Annotated in this window: 13 protein-coding genes; all 13 read left to right on the top strand. The window is 36.6% G+C overall.

Annotated features, from left to right (window positions below):
• The first annotated feature begins 6 nt into the window (after positions 1-6).
• The 13 genes from wzt to OGV94_RS08030 all read left to right on the top strand — a co-directional run bounded on the left by wzt (position 7) and on the right by OGV94_RS08030 (position 15,673).
• The gene (wzt, locus tag OGV94_RS08090; protein ID WP_000018741.1) at positions 7-759 is read left to right on the top strand and encodes an O89/O101/O162 family O-antigen export ABC transporter ATP-binding subunit; all 753 of its coding nucleotides are present in this window, start codon (positions 7-9) and stop codon (positions 757-759) included.
• 16 nt (positions 760-775) lie between these two features.
• Positions 776-1,855 (top strand): glycosyltransferase, encoded by a 1,080-nt coding sequence (locus OGV94_RS08085; RefSeq protein WP_230586317.1) that lies wholly within the window; start codon positions 776-778, stop codon positions 1,853-1,855.
• A gap of 9 nt (positions 1,856-1,864) precedes the next feature.
• The gene (locus OGV94_RS08080; RefSeq protein ID WP_043016862.1) at positions 1,865-3,019 is read left to right on the top strand and encodes a glycosyltransferase family 4 protein; all 1,155 of its coding nucleotides are present in this window, start codon (positions 1,865-1,867) and stop codon (positions 3,017-3,019) included.
• A 46-nt stretch (positions 3,020-3,065) separates the two neighbouring features.
• Complete coding sequence (locus OGV94_RS08075; protein WP_172863157.1) at positions 3,066-4,256, top strand: class I SAM-dependent methyltransferase; 1,191 nt, start codon at positions 3,066-3,068, stop codon at positions 4,254-4,256.
• Between the two features lie 2 nt (positions 4,257-4,258).
• Complete coding sequence (locus OGV94_RS08070) at positions 4,259-6,340, top strand: glycosyltransferase (RefSeq protein WP_286523029.1); 2,082 nt, start codon at positions 4,259-4,261, stop codon at positions 6,338-6,340.
• An 89-nt stretch (positions 6,341-6,429) separates the two neighbouring features.
• A complete protein-coding gene (gene gnd / locus OGV94_RS08065; RefSeq protein ID WP_172863155.1) occupies positions 6,430-7,836 on the top strand; it encodes an NADP-dependent phosphogluconate dehydrogenase in 1,407 nt (468 codons plus the stop codon).
• A 273-nt stretch (positions 7,837-8,109) separates the two neighbouring features.
• On the top strand, positions 8,110-8,910 hold the full coding sequence (locus tag OGV94_RS08060) for a glycosyltransferase family 2 protein (protein WP_286523026.1): 801 nt from the start codon (positions 8,110-8,112) through the stop codon (positions 8,908-8,910).
• A gap of 1 nt (position 8,911) precedes the next feature.
• Complete coding sequence (locus tag OGV94_RS08055; RefSeq protein ID WP_087052560.1) at positions 8,912-9,781, top strand: lysylphosphatidylglycerol synthase transmembrane domain-containing protein; 870 nt, start codon at positions 8,912-8,914, stop codon at positions 9,779-9,781.
• Between the two features lie 11 nt (positions 9,782-9,792).
• On the top strand, positions 9,793-11,274 hold the full coding sequence (locus tag OGV94_RS08050; RefSeq protein WP_172863153.1) for a capsular biosynthesis protein: 1,482 nt from the start codon (positions 9,793-9,795) through the stop codon (positions 11,272-11,274).
• Between the two features lie 9 nt (positions 11,275-11,283).
• The gene (locus OGV94_RS08045; protein WP_085452483.1) at positions 11,284-11,682 is read left to right on the top strand and encodes an HAD family hydrolase; all 399 of its coding nucleotides are present in this window, start codon (positions 11,284-11,286) and stop codon (positions 11,680-11,682) included.
• Between the two features lies 1 nt (position 11,683).
• Positions 11,684-12,418 carry a glycosyltransferase family 2 protein gene (locus OGV94_RS08040; protein WP_167373422.1) on the top strand — a complete coding sequence of 245 codons (735 nt, stop codon included), beginning with the start codon at positions 11,684-11,686 and terminating at the stop codon, positions 12,416-12,418.
• 110 nt (positions 12,419-12,528) lie between these two features.
• Positions 12,529-15,309 (top strand): hypothetical protein, encoded by a 2,781-nt coding sequence (locus OGV94_RS08035; RefSeq protein ID WP_286523023.1) that lies wholly within the window; start codon positions 12,529-12,531, stop codon positions 15,307-15,309.
• A complete protein-coding gene (locus tag OGV94_RS08030) occupies positions 15,299-15,673 on the top strand; it encodes a GtrA family protein (protein WP_043016855.1) in 375 nt (124 codons plus the stop codon). The genes OGV94_RS08035 and OGV94_RS08030 overlap by 11 nt, the downstream gene beginning before the upstream one ends.
• Positions 15,674-15,830: the final 157 nt, after the last annotated feature.

Genomic DNA, 15,830 nt, shown 5'->3' with positions numbered 1-15,830 from the left:
ATTATTATGTCTCATTTGATTGACTTGAAAGATGTGGGTGTTGAATTTCCCATTTACGACGCTAAAAGTAGATCGTTTAAATCGCAGGTGGCAAATTTAACCCGTGGTGTAATTTCTTCAAAAAAAGAAAGCAGCACAGTTACGGTTAAATCATTGGACGGTTTGACGTTTAGTCTGAAAGAAGGTGATAAACTCGGACTTATTGGAAACAATGGTGCGGGAAAATCTACGCTACTGAAACTCTTGGCTGGTATTTATGAACCAACATCCGGCACAATTAAACGAAAGGGTAAGATAGTTCCTCTGTTGGACATCGCTCTAGGGATGGATGATGATTCCACAGGATACCAAAATATAAAGCTACGTGGTTTATTACTAGGTATGACGAATGCAGAAATCGAATCCAAAATAGAAGAGATCGCTTGTTTCACTGAACTAGGTGATTATCTAAATCTACCAATTCGTGTCTACTCTACCGGCATGCGCGTGAGATTAGCATTTGCAGTATCAACTTCAGTTGATCCAGATGTACTTCTACTCGACGAAATTATTGGTACTGGCGATGCTTCCTTCTTAAATAAAGCAAAGAAAAGATTCGAGGAATTACAGGAGAGGGCAAAGGTAGTTGTGTTGTCTTCGCATGACAATAATGTCATTCTGAAAACTTGTAATAAAGTCCTGTGGCTAGAGGGCGGTAAACCAAAGATGATTGGAGATCCGGAAGAAGTACTAAATAAATATATGGATAGTGTGATTTAAAAAACAGGTGGTATGAGTGAAAATTGATTATGTCATTACAGGCATGAATGTCGGAGGCGCGGAAATGCAGGTAGTTGAACTGCTTCTCGAGCTTAAAAGGTGTGGGCATTCTGTTCGGTTAATTTCGCTTACACCACCAGTTGATTTGATCGATAGGCTAATTAGAAATAACATCCCAGTTGTTTCATTGGGGATGAAGTCCAAATTAGCTTTACCATTTGCAGCATTTAAATTAGCCAGGTTGATAAGACAGAATTCTCCAGATATTGTGCATTCGCATATGTTTCATGCCAATATCCTGGTACGTCTTGTAAGAGTATTTTTGGTGGATAGCACATCTATTATTTGTACTGCGCACAGCGTTCGTGAAGGTGGCAGTGCCAGAGACTGGCTTTATCGTTTAACTAATAAATTCTGTGACTTAAATACAGTCGTAAGCGATGCGGCACGGCAGCGGTTTATTAACGACAAAGTATTTCCATCAGAGAAAACACTTACTGTTTATAATTGTATCAATATTGATCATTTTCGTATCATTGATAGACAGAGCAGGAAACGATTTCGCTGGATAACCGTTGGGCGGCTTGTAAAAGTAAAAAATCAACTGCTGATTTTGCAAGCGATGATGAAGTTGCCACATAGTGAACTCATCATAATTGGAGAAGGCGAGGAACGACTCTCATTACAAACATTTATCGATCACAATTCTCTAAGCGAACGAGTTACTCTCTTGGGGAAAAAAGATAATGTTGTTGATTATTATCATGATTCCGATGCTTTTGTGCTGGCCTCAGACTATGAAGGATTTGCACTCGTCGTTGCCGAAGCTATGGCATGCGGATTGCCAGTTGTCGCAACAAACTGTGGTGGGCCGGCAGAAATTATTGGAAATGGACAGGATTTTGGCATAACAATTTCGGTTAATGATGTACATCACTTAACCGCTGCGATGCAACAAATTGAATCATTAGATGTTGAACAGCGTAGAGGAAGTGGCTATCGTGCTCGGGAAAGAGTCATTGAGAAATTTTCTGCTAAAAAAATCGTATCTCAATGGGAAGATATCTACCTGCGCATACAGAAAAACAGAATCTAGAACTCACCTATGAAAATAGCATTAATCGGTACTACAGCAGAAAGTCTAATCCAATTCAGAAAAGAACTGATTAATTTATTACATAAAAATGGCCATGTTGTGTATGCGTTTGCAATTGACTATGATGATGTAACAAAAGAAAAAGTTAAATCATTTGGTGCTATACCAGTACATTACCGTTTCAGTCGAACAGGGCTAAATCCATTTTCTGATATTATCAATACCTATAAATTATATAAGATTCTAAAATCACTTAAGTTGGACCTGGCATTTTCATATTTTTCAAAGCCAGCCATTTTTGGTACTTTAGCAGCAAAATTTGCAAGAATACAAAAGCGTTATGCGATGCTTGAAGGGCTTGGTTTTTTCTTTACCAATTCTGGAGGGCAGGTTTCATTACGGACTAAATTACTAAAGAAAGTATTAGTATCGCTTTACAAATTAAGCTTCAGACATATTGAAAGTCTCATCTTGCTTAATGCGGATGATAAGCGAGACCTTTTAGTTAATGAAAAAATTCAAGTCAAAAAGGTTCATATATTAGGGGGGATTGGATTAAATATGTCTGATTACCCCTACTGCCCACCCCCTGTTGATCCAGTGTCTTTCATTTTTGTCGCTAGATTTTTACAAGAAAAGGGAGTTTATGAATTTATTGAGGCTGCAAAAGTAGTCAAAAAGAAATTTCCTGAAACTCATTTTTGCATGCTGGGTCATCTGGATCTCCATAATCCGGGGAGCTTAACTATAGAGCGGCTTAATGATTTGAAGTGTAATAACATCATTGAGTTACCTGGCCACGTTGATAACGTGCAGGAGTGGCTTGCTAAAGCGAGTGTATTTGTATTGCCTTCCTGGCGTGAAGGGTTTCCGAGGAGTACACAGGAGGCGATGGCAATGGGACGCGCTGTCATAACCAGCGATGTGCCAGGCTGCCGAGATACGGTGGTTGATGGTGTTAATGGGTTTTTGATTAAGCCACGTTCTTCTCATGCTTTAGCGGAAAAAATGCTTTGTTTTTTACATCAACCTGAACTAATTACCCAAATGGGGAATGCAAGTCACCAAATAGCTTTACAACAATTTGACTCATATATAGTTAACTCAAAGCTTATGAAAATACTGCGCGTAGATTATGAAAATACAAAATCTAATGACTGTTAAATCATATAAATAAAACTTTATAAAAACACAATTTAGTAGGAATATTATGGAAAGATTAAATTTGAGTGAAAAACCTGCTCACTCTTTACAAGAATCAGCTATTCATTGCGCCAGATATGCTAATATCTTACATCTTGTTAAAGATAAAGTAGTCCTCGACATTGCCTGCGGCGAAGGATATGGCTCAGCACTATTAATGAAGGCTGGTGCTAAACGAGTTGTGGGGGTTGATATCTCTGAAGAGTCAATTGAGCACGCAAAGAAACTTTTTGGGGAATATGATGTTGAGTTTATTGTAAGTGATGCAAACACCATCTCAGATCGTTATGGCGAAGACTTTTTTGATATCGTTGTTTCAATAGAGACAATAGAACACATCAATACCCCTGAAGTTTTTCTTAGTGCTATCAAAAAAACTGCTAAAGAAAATGCGATTTTTTATATAACTTGCCCTAATGATTATTGGTATTATCCAAATGATGAACAATCCAATCCCTTCCATGTACGAAAATATACTTTTCAGGAGTTCACAGAACTTAGTTCAGGGATTTTGGGTAAGAATGTTCAATGGGCATATGGTGGTTCTGTTTTTGGATTTGGCACAGTCTCAGCAAACAATCGAGGTTTTGAAAAGATAGGTTCTTCATGGATGGAAATAAGCAATTCAGAAAATTCAATTAATGTTCTAAACACAGATATTGATGCAGTTAGTGAAAATAATTGCAGTTTTTTTGTGGGCTTATGGAATGCACCTGAAACAAACTTTAGTAACAGTACATTTCCAATAAGTATGGATGCTTATTCGCGCATGACAGAAGAGTTCGAGTCGAATGTAAGTCTGGTACTTCGTGAGGATCAGGCAGAAAATAAAAAAGCCATATCAATATTAAAACAAGATATGAAAAAGTTAACAATGGACCTGAGAAAATCAAACCTTTTATTATCTGCATTAAAAATTGAAAACATTGCGCTGCGTACGAATATTTCCGAATTGCAACAACAGCTTGCCAGACAAATCGCGATGCATGATGAAGTAACCAATACAAAAAATAATTTAGAATTAAAAAACGCAGATTTAATATCGTTGAGTGAGGATTTAGAAACTAAAAATTCAACATTGATGGAAAGAGTATCACAGATGGAAATTCCATATTATCGATACTTAAGGCTCTCCGCTCTTCTTCCGGATGTTTTGAAAAAAATGATACTTAAAATTGTGCGTTTGATCAGGAAATAAAAATGTCTGCACGTTTAAAATTATTACCAGGATTAAAATCAACTGAATATGTGTATTCAGACCTTCATGCTTTGCTCGATTCTAATGCTGGAAGCTCGTTTGGTCCGAATATCGGTAGTGATGGTTCCAACCTAACAATAACATGTTTATCGATGAGCAGAGTTTTTCTTACTGAAAAACTTGTTAATTCTATATATCAGCATATACCTAATTTTAAAGGTGATATCCTGATTGTTGATAATGGCAGTACAGTAGAAGAACTTTCAGTTTTACAAACTTTAAGTGACAGGGTTCCACTAAATATTAGGGTCGTCGAACTTGGTGATAATTTTGGCGTAAGTGGCGGAAGAAATAAAACTTTAGAGCATATAAAAACAGAATGGGCAATGTTTCTTGATAATGATATTTATTTTATAAACAACCCACTCCTGAGATTGCAAAAAGATATTTCAAGACTTGGCTGTCATTTCATCAATATGCCATTGCTGGACTCTGATGGGGAAACATTATTCGCAAATGGGGGGAATATTTTCCTCGATATTGATAATGATTCGGTACATGTTGGTGCAGGAAGTGCATGCGTCCAGGAAAAAACAATTACATATGATGGTGAGGGCTTCCTTTCTACATTTCTCTTTGGCGGTGCGAGTGTTATTAAAATTGACTCTCTAAAAAATTTAGGGAAGTACGATGAAAATATGTTCATTGGGTTTGAAGATATTGACTTATCGCTTCGTCTTTACCAGTCAGGAATGAAAGTAGGCACATGTGGTGCAATATCTTTAATCCATGATCACCCCAAACCTAGTTCCAATAAAGATAAAGATTATGAGAAAATCCGCTTCACGAGAAGTATATTAAAAGAGTCCGCGGATTATCTTGAAAACAAATGGGGAATGGTTTTTTGGTCAGCTCCAGTTGATGATTGGTTGGAAGAGAAGCAACGCAGTTTTGAACTGATAACTCAAAATAAAGGTAACCGTTCGCAAATAGATGATAATGAACTAAGTATCATTTGTGATTTACCATTAGCAAAACCTAGAATTGCATTGATTATTGATACTGAAAACTGGGCATTTTCAAATATAGCAAATCAAATAGTCAATTATCTGTCAGATTCATATGATTTTACAATAATACCAACTGAAATTGTTGATAATATCAGTCAGGTTATTATGATGACCAAAAATTATGATATAACTCATTTCTTCTGGCGTGAATCGCTTAGGCTTATATACGATGAATATTATATAAACTATAACCGTACTATCGGGTTTGATGAACTTAGTTTTAAAAAACAATACTTAGATGGAAGGATAATAACGAGTAGTGTTTATGATCATTTATTTCTGGATGAACAAGCTATAAAATTAAGAAAGACATTTTATAATGATTTAATAACTGCTTATACGGTTAGTTCATCAAAATTATATGATATCTACTCATCCATAGCCGAGTATCCTAATCCGTCAGTTCTTGCTGAAGATGGTGTAAATTTAAAACTATTTTATCCAATCGGCCTTGAACGCTTTAACAATATTGAGTCGAGAACATTGCGCGTAGGTTGGGCTGGTAATTCAAAATGGGCGGGAGAAGTAGAGGATTTTAAAGGTTATCATTCTTTATTAAAGCCAGCCGTTGAACAATTGCAATCAGAAGGATTAAATATTGAATTAGTCCTTGCCGATCGTCAGCTCGGATTTATTCCTCATGATGAAATGGTAAACTATTATAGTCAAATTGATGTCTATGTCTGTCCTTCAAAAATTGAAGGCACACCAAACCCTGTTCTCGAATCTATGGCATGTGGCGTTCCCGTGATAAGTACTGATGTTGGTGTGGTTAATGATGCTTTTGGTGATATGCAAAAAGAATGGATTTTGCCAGTTAGAAACAAGGATATTTTGATAGATAAACTTAGGGATTTTTATAATAAGCGTAGCACAGTGATAAAATGTTTGTCTTCAGAAAATTTGCAGCAAATAAAAAAATGGGATTGGGAAGTTAAATCTGAGAATTTCCGAACTTTTTTCGACAAAGTATTAGAATCGAAAAAGCACAGCAAGATAAACCCTAAAATGTGATCAAGGTATCATTTGAACCTTGGTCCTGGTTTTTTATCATTATCGCGAGTTAATAAGTTCGTGGTATCTACACCTGACAGGAGTATGTAATGTCTAAGCAACAGATCGGCGTCGTCGGTATGGCAGTAATGGGGCGCAACCTGGCGCTCAACATTGAAAGCCGTGGCTATACCGTTTCCGTATTCAACCGCTCCCGTGAAAAGACCGAAGAAGTCATTGCTGAGAATCCGGATAAGAAACTGGTTCCTTATTACACGGTAAAAGAATTTGTTGAATCACTTGAAACTCCTCGTCGTATCCTGTTAATGGTGAAGGCGGGGGCGGGTACAGATGCTGCCATTGATTCACTTAAGCCGTATCTGGAAAAAGGTGACATCATCATTGATGGCGGTAATACTTTCTTCCTGGATACTATTCGCCGTAACCGGGAACTGTCCGCCGAAGGTTTCAATTTCATCGGCACCGGTGTATCCGGTGGTGAAGAAGGGGCGTTGAAAGGTCCATCTATTATGCCTGGTGGTCAGAAAGAAGCGTACGAGTTAGTTGCTCCAATATTGACTAAAATCGCGGCTGTTGCTGAAGATGGCGAACCGTGTGTAACTTATATCGGCGCTGATGGTGCAGGCCATTACGTGAAAATGGTCCACAATGGTATTGAGTACGGCGATATGCAACTGATTGCTGAAGCCTATTCTTTACTAAAAGGTGGTCTTAACCTGTCAAACGAAGAGCTGGCAGACACTTTTACCAAGTGGAATGAAGGTGAGCTGAGCAGTTACCTGATCGACATTACCAAAGACATTTTCACCAAAAAAGATGAAGAGGGTAAATTCCTGGTTGATGTGATCCTGGATGAAGCGGCTAACAAAGGCACTGGTAAATGGACCAGTCAGAGTTCTCTGGACTTGGGCGAACCGCTATCTCTGATTACCGAATCTGTATTCGCTCGGTATATCTCCTCCCTGAAAGACCAACGCGTAGCAGCTTCTAAGATCTTGACCGGACCTAAAGCTCAGCTTGCAGGTGACAAAGTAGAGTTTATTGAGAAAGTTCGTCGTGCATTATATCTGGGGAAAATTGTGTCTTATGCACAAGGATTCTCGCAATTGCGTGCTGCATCTGATGAATATAAGTGGGATCTGCAATACGGTGAGATCGCGAAGATTTTCCGTGCTGGCTGCATCATTCGTGCACAGTTCTTGCAGAAAATCACTGATGCTTATGCAAACAATGATAAAATCGCGAACCTGCTGCTGGATCCCTACTTCAAGAATATTGCTGATGAATACCAGCAAGCTCTGCGTGATGTGGTAGCCTATGCGGTACAAAATGGTATTCCTGCACCAACATTCTCAGCTGCAATCGCGTATTATGATAGCTATAGAGCAGAAGTTCTCCCTGCAAATTTGATCCAGGCACAACGTGATTATTTTGGTGCGCATACTTATAAACGTATAGATAAAGATGGTGTATATCATACGGAATGGATTAATTAATCTCTTTTTTAGAAGTAATAATGTGCGTTAAATCAAATGCTTGCTTCTTTTTGAAGTAAGCATTTATAGCAATATTGATATATTAATATCATTGCTTTTTTATTTGAATTTAGTTGAACTAAAATAACTTTATTTAATATTCACATGCAATGTTATCTGGGATATCTTCGATTAAAACTTGAATTATAGTTAACATTACCCATCTTATAGCTTGTGGGTAATAATTTTTATACTATTGATAATTATAAAATCTGAAATTATTAGGGCAAATCAATGCAAGATAAAATTCTTTTGTTTATTCCTGCTTATAATTGTGAAAAACAAATTCCTCGCGTGCTTAATCAATGTCTAAATATAAGTAAAATCATAAATGAAATTATTGTTGTTGATAATCAAAGCACCGATGATACGTTACTTGCAGCATCTGAAGCAGCGAAAAGTATTGAAACGCCAGTGACAATTGTACGTAACAATGATAATTATGGATTAGGTGGTTCTCATAAAGCTGCATTTCAATATGCTCTAGACAATAATTTTGATTACATTATTGTTTTGCATGGTGATGATCAAGGAACGCTTTCTGATCTTTTACCACTAATTATCGAAGGTAAGCACAGAGACAAAGATTGCCTCCTTGGAGCAAGATTCATGCCGAAATCAAAATTAGAAGGATATTCTTTGTTTCGGACTTTTGGTAATTATGTTTTTAATAATTTATTTTCAATGGCATGTGGGAAAAAGCTCTTTGATTTGGGTTCCGGTTTAAACATGTACAGTGTTAAAGCCTTAGCTTCTGTAAATTATCAAGGTTTTGCTAATAATTTGACATTTAATTACTTCATGATTTTAGCAACAGTAAATTGGAAATGGGATATGGAATTTTTTCCAATTACATGGCGTGAAGATGATCAGATATCTAATGTCAAATTATTTAAACAGTCTCGCGAAGTACTAAAAATATTACTTCGATATGTATTTATGCGTAATAAATTTCTGACCAATAATTATTCAGGTCGCGAATTTAATAGTTATAATTTTACAATTATGGAACAGCATCATCGCAGGGATTTTTAAAATGACTTTCTCTCGAAGAACACAATTAAAGCTATGCCCTACAATAGTTGGTAGTTTGGCATTTGTGTATTTTTCAGTCAGCTCTTTAACGAAATATGACTTCAGCAGTTTCGCTACGGCTCTAATTGTACCCACTGTTGCATATATCGTCGCCCATTTTCTCCGTGCAATACGCTTAGGTGTGTTATTGAAGGCGCAAAAAATACGGAAATTGCTCTCTTTGCATTTCTATACAGCAGCATGTTCGGCTGTAATACCATTCAAACTCGGAGAGTTGATAAGAATAAATGAAGTGTCTCGATGGGAAAACAATTACTGCAAAGGCATTTTAATTGTATGGATTGAAAGAATATTTGATGTTGTTGCTCTAAGTATTTTAGCTCTACTAATCTATCTTTCGGGCGGTGTACAGGTTTTAGCAGGGATGTGGGGATTATTGTGGATAATGCTTGCATTTGTCTTTTTTAGCATTGTTATGTTTTTTGTTCTCCCAGAGCAGTTAAGTGCGTTAAATCTACATGTGATAAGATCTTACAGGGGCCGTAAGGCTATCAAAATATTGCATTTACTAGATATCATCTCCAGTATTTTAGAAAAAGTAAGGCCAATTGTTTCTGAAAAAATTTTAACTCTATCGATATTAACAATTTTTATCTGGATTTTTGAACTAGTATCATTAATGCTTTTCTTAGACCACACACAAATTATCCCAATTGTTAAGGACTTATTAGCTCAATTTTCGTTTGTTCTCACTGACTCCCCAAAATCGTTAGTGCAGCTAATAACTGTTGATGCAGTGAAAAATACTCTATTAATTATTTTTGGTTACGTTTCACTATTTTTCTACATGCAGATGAATTTAAAAAAATAAAAGGAATAAAAATGACAGTTGTAATGGTATATGATAATTCGATACCTGTTCCCCAGGATATATCAAATCTTTTAGGTGTCAGCAAATTTTCAGATATTTATTATCGCAAACGTTCACTGGATAAATGGGTTAGTGATATTTGCGCGGAAGCTAATATCAAATTTGTGGAAATCTCAGGTGATGTTCAAAGCGATGTCGAAAAAATAAGGCAACTCGGTTATTTGAATACACAAAATTTAGTTGTTATGTATATGCCATCTTATGTTGCATTTGGATGTGATGAGATAGATGCTTCCCTTTTTCTTAAAAAAATAAGTTATACAAGGTCTTCAGTTGCCATCGTTGGAAATGAAACTTTAACTGGTGTAAAAGATATTTATCTTAGTGCGGTTGTTGGTCAAACAGCACGAGAACTTTTAAATGCTCTTGAATATAACTCTAAACCTAGAGACTTTATATTTAACTTTATCGATAATCTCAAGTTACTAAAAAGTGATGTTGAACTTATCGATATGTGTGATCCCTTGCGATTTACAGATTATCTTACCAGTAATTTCGATGTTCGTTTTTTTAATTCAGTTCAACCAATTGATAACTTCACTTTAATCAAATATTCAACTGATTCTAAAAAACTTGAGCGAGAATGTAAGTATTACGATCTGTTACCTCCAGAGTTGAAGATGTTCTTTATACAGACATATGATTTCAGATTGGAATCAACTGGAGCGAGCTATAAAATGGAACGCCTTTTTGTGCCTGATATGGCACTTCAATGGATCCATGGGTCGATGAATGAACTAAATTTTGAACGTTTTATTGAAAAAGTATTCCACTTTATAAAACTTCGGCCAGTGAAAAAGGTAGATAGTGTAACAGCACAAAAAATCCATAATGACGCATTTTTCGGCAAGGTAAAAGAACGTCTTTTACAATTGAAGTCTTTACCTGAATATCCATCGTTGGAGCCTTATATCAATTCTCGCTTTGGTGATATTGAATCACTATTCCAACGCTATTACTCCCTATTTGATAAATATGGTCGTTCGCAATCTTCAAACGAGTTAAGAATCGGTCATGGCGATTTGTGTTTTTCTAACATCTTGTACAGTAAAACAACAGGGTTGATGCGATTCATTGACCCTCGTGGGGCCAATACTGAAGATGAGCTTTATGTCAGCCCTTACTATGATCTTGCTAAACTATCACACTCAGTATGCGGAAATTATGATTTTATAAATTATGGACTCTGCTCGCTAGATCTAGAAAAAAATCTCAGTGTAAGACTTACGTTGGATAATAGTAGTCCATTATGGGCGAAAAATATATTCCAGAACAAATTAAAAGAAATAGGTTATAACCCTGTGCTCATTCGTTTATTTGAGGCTTCACTATTTCTAAGTATGGTGCCTCTGCACATTGATTCACCTAAAAAAGTTATCGCTTTTTTAATTAATGCCGAAATCATCCTGGATGAAATTGAAACACAGCTTTAAGGAATTATAATGATTAATAAAACAAGAAGTATTGTATTTGATGTTGATGGTACATTATGTCCAATTCGCAAGCCCGATGAGGATTATTCAGAGCTTGAACCATTTGAGGATATGATTAGTTTACTTCGTGAGTATAAAGCAAAAGGTTTTTATATCATATTATATTCTGCAAGAAACATGAATACATTCCAGGGAAATATTGGACGTATTGCAGCAGTAACGGGTAAGCAACTTATGGAATGGCTGGAACGCCATAATATTCCATATGATGAAATGCACCTGGGAAAACCCTGGCCCGGTCGTGGTGGATTCTATGTAGATGATAAAAGTATACGCCCTGATGAATTTTTAAAATTATCTTATGAAGAAATTCTGGCATTAATTGGTGATGAGCCAGGAGGTCAATAATATGAATATTGTAATTACAATGGCTGGGTTGGGTAAGCGCTTTAGGGATGCTGGGTATACATGTCCTAAGTATGAGATCGTTGTTCATGGATATACGTTATTTTATTGGTCAATGTCCAGTTTGAAAACATTTATTGATGCAGGTGCCAATTTTATTTTTGTTGTTAGAAAAGAGGATAACGCAAAGTGCTTTATTGAGGAGCAATCCTGTAAAGCTAATATTAAGTCATGCAAAATACTTGAAATTGATGAACTTACAGATGGGCAAGCCACCTCAGCATTGCTTGGTGGTGATTTGATTACTGAGCCAGAACTTCCTTTTATTGTATACAACATAGATACCTTTGTTCACCCTGACTCGCTACCTGTGAGTGCTGTACAGGGGGATGGCTGGATTCCATGTTTTCCCGGTAAAGGTGAGGGGTGGAGTTTTGCGCAAGTTGATGTTGATAATCGTGTTATCGATTTACGAGAGAAAGTTCGCATTTCTGAACATGCGACTATTGGTCTCTATTGGTTCTCTTCCTTTAATCTTTATCGTGATATTTATTCTGAATACTATAAAGATTCCTCAAATATGGAAAAAGGTGAGAAATATATTGCACCAATGTACCGTGAGATGATTCAAAAAGGTCTTGATGTTTATATTCATCAGGTACCTTTTGATGCCGTTTCTCCGCTTGGAACACCAACAGAAGTCCAATGTTTCATGTCTGCTAAAAAACCTCGGATTTAATTAACTTAGTGAATTTCTTGCAAATGCGAAATGCTAGAAGCTTATACCCCATATTTTTTTTCGTTGCGTTGACATTGATGTTTCTAGCCCCACTATATAATTCGTTATCATTGAGTAATGTAATTTACTCTCTGATATTATCTGTTAGTGGTGCTGTTTCTTTCTTTTTTATTACAAGAGACAAAAAAGCAATATCTATATGGGTAATAGCGCCACTAGTGGCTGCTCTATTTTTCACTTTCTCAGTTCCGTTAGTTCAGAATGATTTTCCCGTGGTCAGTATCACTGCTACGGGACAGAAAAATCCTGAGTCGATATCTTCTGAGGTTTTTGCTCAATTCGTTACGAATCCTAAATCACATATTTCTGTTTCATATCCCGGCTGGGAAAAAAGACCCGGAGTATATGTTTCTTATCAGAACCAGCCAAATACAATCACATTTTCTGGCCAATGGAGCAATGACTCGCATCTTAGTTTAACTAGTCATGCATACTCTGGTGTTGCTAAATTAAAAATAGGTAATGATGAGCGAGAAATTGATCTCTATTCTTCCAACGCGCATACAATTAACATCCCACTTCCTGATGGCGCTGTTTCTTGGAAGAGCTGGCTGCAGAGGGTTTCAATATTTATATCGCTTAGCCTACTTTTTTTCGCCCTTACAACTCCAGGTAGTGGGCGACAATCTGAAATTGCGAAACTATTAGCCCTGTGTTTGGTAGTAACTGGCGCTTCTCTGTGGTACGTCAAGGATATCTCTTATACAGGCGACCTGGAATTAGTAGTCCTTTCCGGGAATGGCTCTCCATCAAAAATGTCATTCGATGCTGGTTATGGCTTTACTAAAGCCTTAACATTTCCTGTGAAAACAGGTTCTGTTCATACCGAACACTATCCTAATTCAAGCTCGTCTGAGTGGCATCTTGAAGTAAGTGACGGTTCATTCTCTCGCTTTCAGATTGACGGTGAAGTTATTAAAACAGAACAAGTCTGTGATTTTTCGAAAGAAAGTGAAGGTTGCGTATATCAAATATTCGGTAACAGCCCTCATATATGGTTAACAGACGGGCGTATAAAATACCAACTAGAAAATGTTGAGCCAGATAAAAATACGGATAAGTATTTTGTTTATATTTCAAAAAATAAGGATGTGCTTACGGCAACTAGTTCGCGTGCAGTGATTTACGCTAGTGCATGGGACCGTTTTTCTCAGTGGGTTAATTCAGTTTCGGTGACTGATAATAATAACTCAGAGTTTTCAACTCTCATCCGTATCAGTGCTCTTAAACCTGGCTTTTATAAGACTTTGGGTGTAAATGAAAAAGGTGAGGGTGTAAAATTAACCTCTTTCAACTACCCTGACTTTGGTAGCTTTAAAGCTATGAAAGTGGCATTTGTACTTGTTAGTATCAGTTTCGTTTTTTTGGCTTATTTTTTATTTGCAATAATGCGTTGCCTGATTAGTTCTGCGATAAATGCCCAATCTAAAAAGATTTGGATAGTGAGCTTTGGCATCTTTGGGTGGTTGCTCATTGCTATGGTGATCGGATGGCCAGCTGTTCTAGGGTGGGATGGTTTTTCTCCTTATATTCAGGCGCAAGCAGGGCAGATCACTCTTTGGTACGGCATTGGTTATCCCCTAATCGTAGGTGGATTTTTATTGTCAAATATGCCACAAGTCATCACAGTATGGTCGTTTCTGGCTACCTCTATTGTTTTGCTTGGTTCTTGCTCTTTATTTTTTCGTTATTACCAGGGTAAGTTGGCGTGGTGGGGTGTCATCTGGGCTATTGTTTATATTCCATTGACAGTAATTATATTGGGGATGCTTACTCATCTCCGTGATGCTTTCAATGGTTTGACTCTTGCTCTATTCATGCTTGGCAGTTTTTGCCTGGCAATATATTGGCGAAAACTTAGTTTAAATGCAAAACTATTTTTTACAGTCACACTTTTTGTACTTGGCATTGCATTAGCATTATTACGTATTGATAACGTACCTTCATTAATTTTTATCGCTATCGGTCTTAGCCTATTAACTTTTAAACCGAGTGTTAAATTGTTCTCGGTTTTACTGCTTATAGCAATGAGTTGGGGGGCTATAAATAAGGTCGTAGAACCATTAGTTTATCCAGATCGTCATCGCGCGGAGGAAGAGAAATGTCTTTACGCCTCAACTGCTGTTATGAATCCTCTAACAGGTATGTTGGTCTATGGCAAAGATAAGTTGGATCCTCAATTGTATAAAGATATTTATGTGTCGCTAAATAAAATTATGGATGTTGAGTATGCTTTAAAAAACTGGTCTCCTTATAATGTAGTCTATTGGCATCAGACAGCCTCAGAAAGGCCTCTACCAACATCTGAAGTATCTAAACAACTTACGAAATTGTATTTTATAAGTGCTATAAAGGAGCCTGTACTTTTTCTACACCTCCGGCTTTCATCTTTTACAGCTATACTGGGAAAAGATATTTTTCCTTTGCCTCCTATAGCTTCACCACAGTTTAATATTCTTCCTGGATTATCTGATCATCTATTAAGTACAACTAACCCTTGGAAACAAACAGTCGAACTTATGGGGTTTGGCCCACACCCTCATTTATCTGCTAATTTAATGAAAAGCTTAATGAAATGGTCTGATTACATTTCAAGTAATTATTTGCAAATACTTATGTGCTTTATGGCTATAGTGTTTTTTAAACGAGCGCCGTTTGCAGCTGTTATTGCTTGTGCCGAGCTTATTAGAGCCACTGTTTTCCTTTTCTTTGCTCCTGCATCGGTCTTCCTTTATCTTTACGAATTGCAACTTATAGGTTTCATGTTGCCTATGCTCATATTGATAGAATCCAAGGTGAGAAAATATAAAGGTGTAGGCAATGATTGTTAGATTCGCCGTTGTCTCAGGCCTGGGATGGTTAATTGATTTTTCTATCTTCGCATTATTGAATTTATTAGGACTTCCAATCTGGCTAGCTAATATTGTTGGTGCCACTGCTGCTGTATTGTTTGTTTTCTTTGTTTCAGTCAGGAGAATTTTCCAATATAATGGCCACTATATCATTTGGAAACTTTTTAATTATATAGTTTATCAATTAATTGCTATAGTTTGTGCATCACTACTCATTGACTTCATAGCTTTACAATATGAGATATTGCCTATAGTAGCAAAAATTATAGTTACACCTTTAACCTTCTACGCAAACTTCCAGTTTATGTCTTTTTTGACCACTGGACGATTACGTTTAAAGTAGATGTTAATTTAAATATGTAAATATATCATTCAGCGCTATTGCTGAATGCTTTTTTTTTAAGCCCAGCTCTAATTGCCTGGGCTTTTTTTTGTCTAAATTCTTATTGATTTTTACTTTTTCCTTAATATTAACTTAATAAATGAGATCTATAGTTATG

The organism is Citrobacter sp. Ce006, from assembly GCF_030336535.1.
In the GTDB taxonomy this organism is placed as follows: Bacteria; Pseudomonadota; Gammaproteobacteria; order Enterobacterales; family Enterobacteriaceae; genus Citrobacter; species Citrobacter europaeus.
This window is presented reverse-complemented; position numbering and strand designations above follow the sequence as displayed.

Bases quoted from the DNA above. Each gene is read 5' to 3' on its own strand.
- wzt (WP_000018741.1), top strand. From the start codon at position 7: ATGTCTCATTTGATTGACTTGAAAGATGTGGGTGTTGAATTTCCCATT.
- OGV94_RS08080 (WP_043016862.1), top strand. From the start codon at position 1,865: ATGAAAATAGCATTAATCGGTACTACAGCAGAAAGTCTAATCCAATTC.
- OGV94_RS08075 (WP_172863157.1), top strand. From the start codon at position 3,066: ATGGAAAGATTAAATTTGAGTGAAAAACCTGCTCACTCTTTACAAGAA.
- OGV94_RS08070 (WP_286523029.1), top strand. From the start codon at position 4,259: ATGTCTGCACGTTTAAAATTATTACCAGGATTAAAATCAACTGAATAT.
- gnd (WP_172863155.1), top strand. From the start codon at position 6,430: ATGTCTAAGCAACAGATCGGCGTCGTCGGTATGGCAGTAATGGGGCGC.
- OGV94_RS08060 (WP_286523026.1), top strand. From the start codon at position 8,110: ATGCAAGATAAAATTCTTTTGTTTATTCCTGCTTATAATTGTGAAAAA.
- OGV94_RS08055 (WP_087052560.1), top strand. From the start codon at position 8,912: ATGACTTTCTCTCGAAGAACACAATTAAAGCTATGCCCTACAATAGTT.
- OGV94_RS08050 (WP_172863153.1), top strand. From the start codon at position 9,793: ATGACAGTTGTAATGGTATATGATAATTCGATACCTGTTCCCCAGGAT.
- OGV94_RS08045 (WP_085452483.1), top strand. From the start codon at position 11,284: ATGATTAATAAAACAAGAAGTATTGTATTTGATGTTGATGGTACATTA.
- OGV94_RS08040 (WP_167373422.1), top strand. From the start codon at position 11,684: ATGAATATTGTAATTACAATGGCTGGGTTGGGTAAGCGCTTTAGGGAT.
- OGV94_RS08030 (WP_043016855.1), top strand. From the start codon at position 15,299: ATGATTGTTAGATTCGCCGTTGTCTCAGGCCTGGGATGGTTAATTGAT.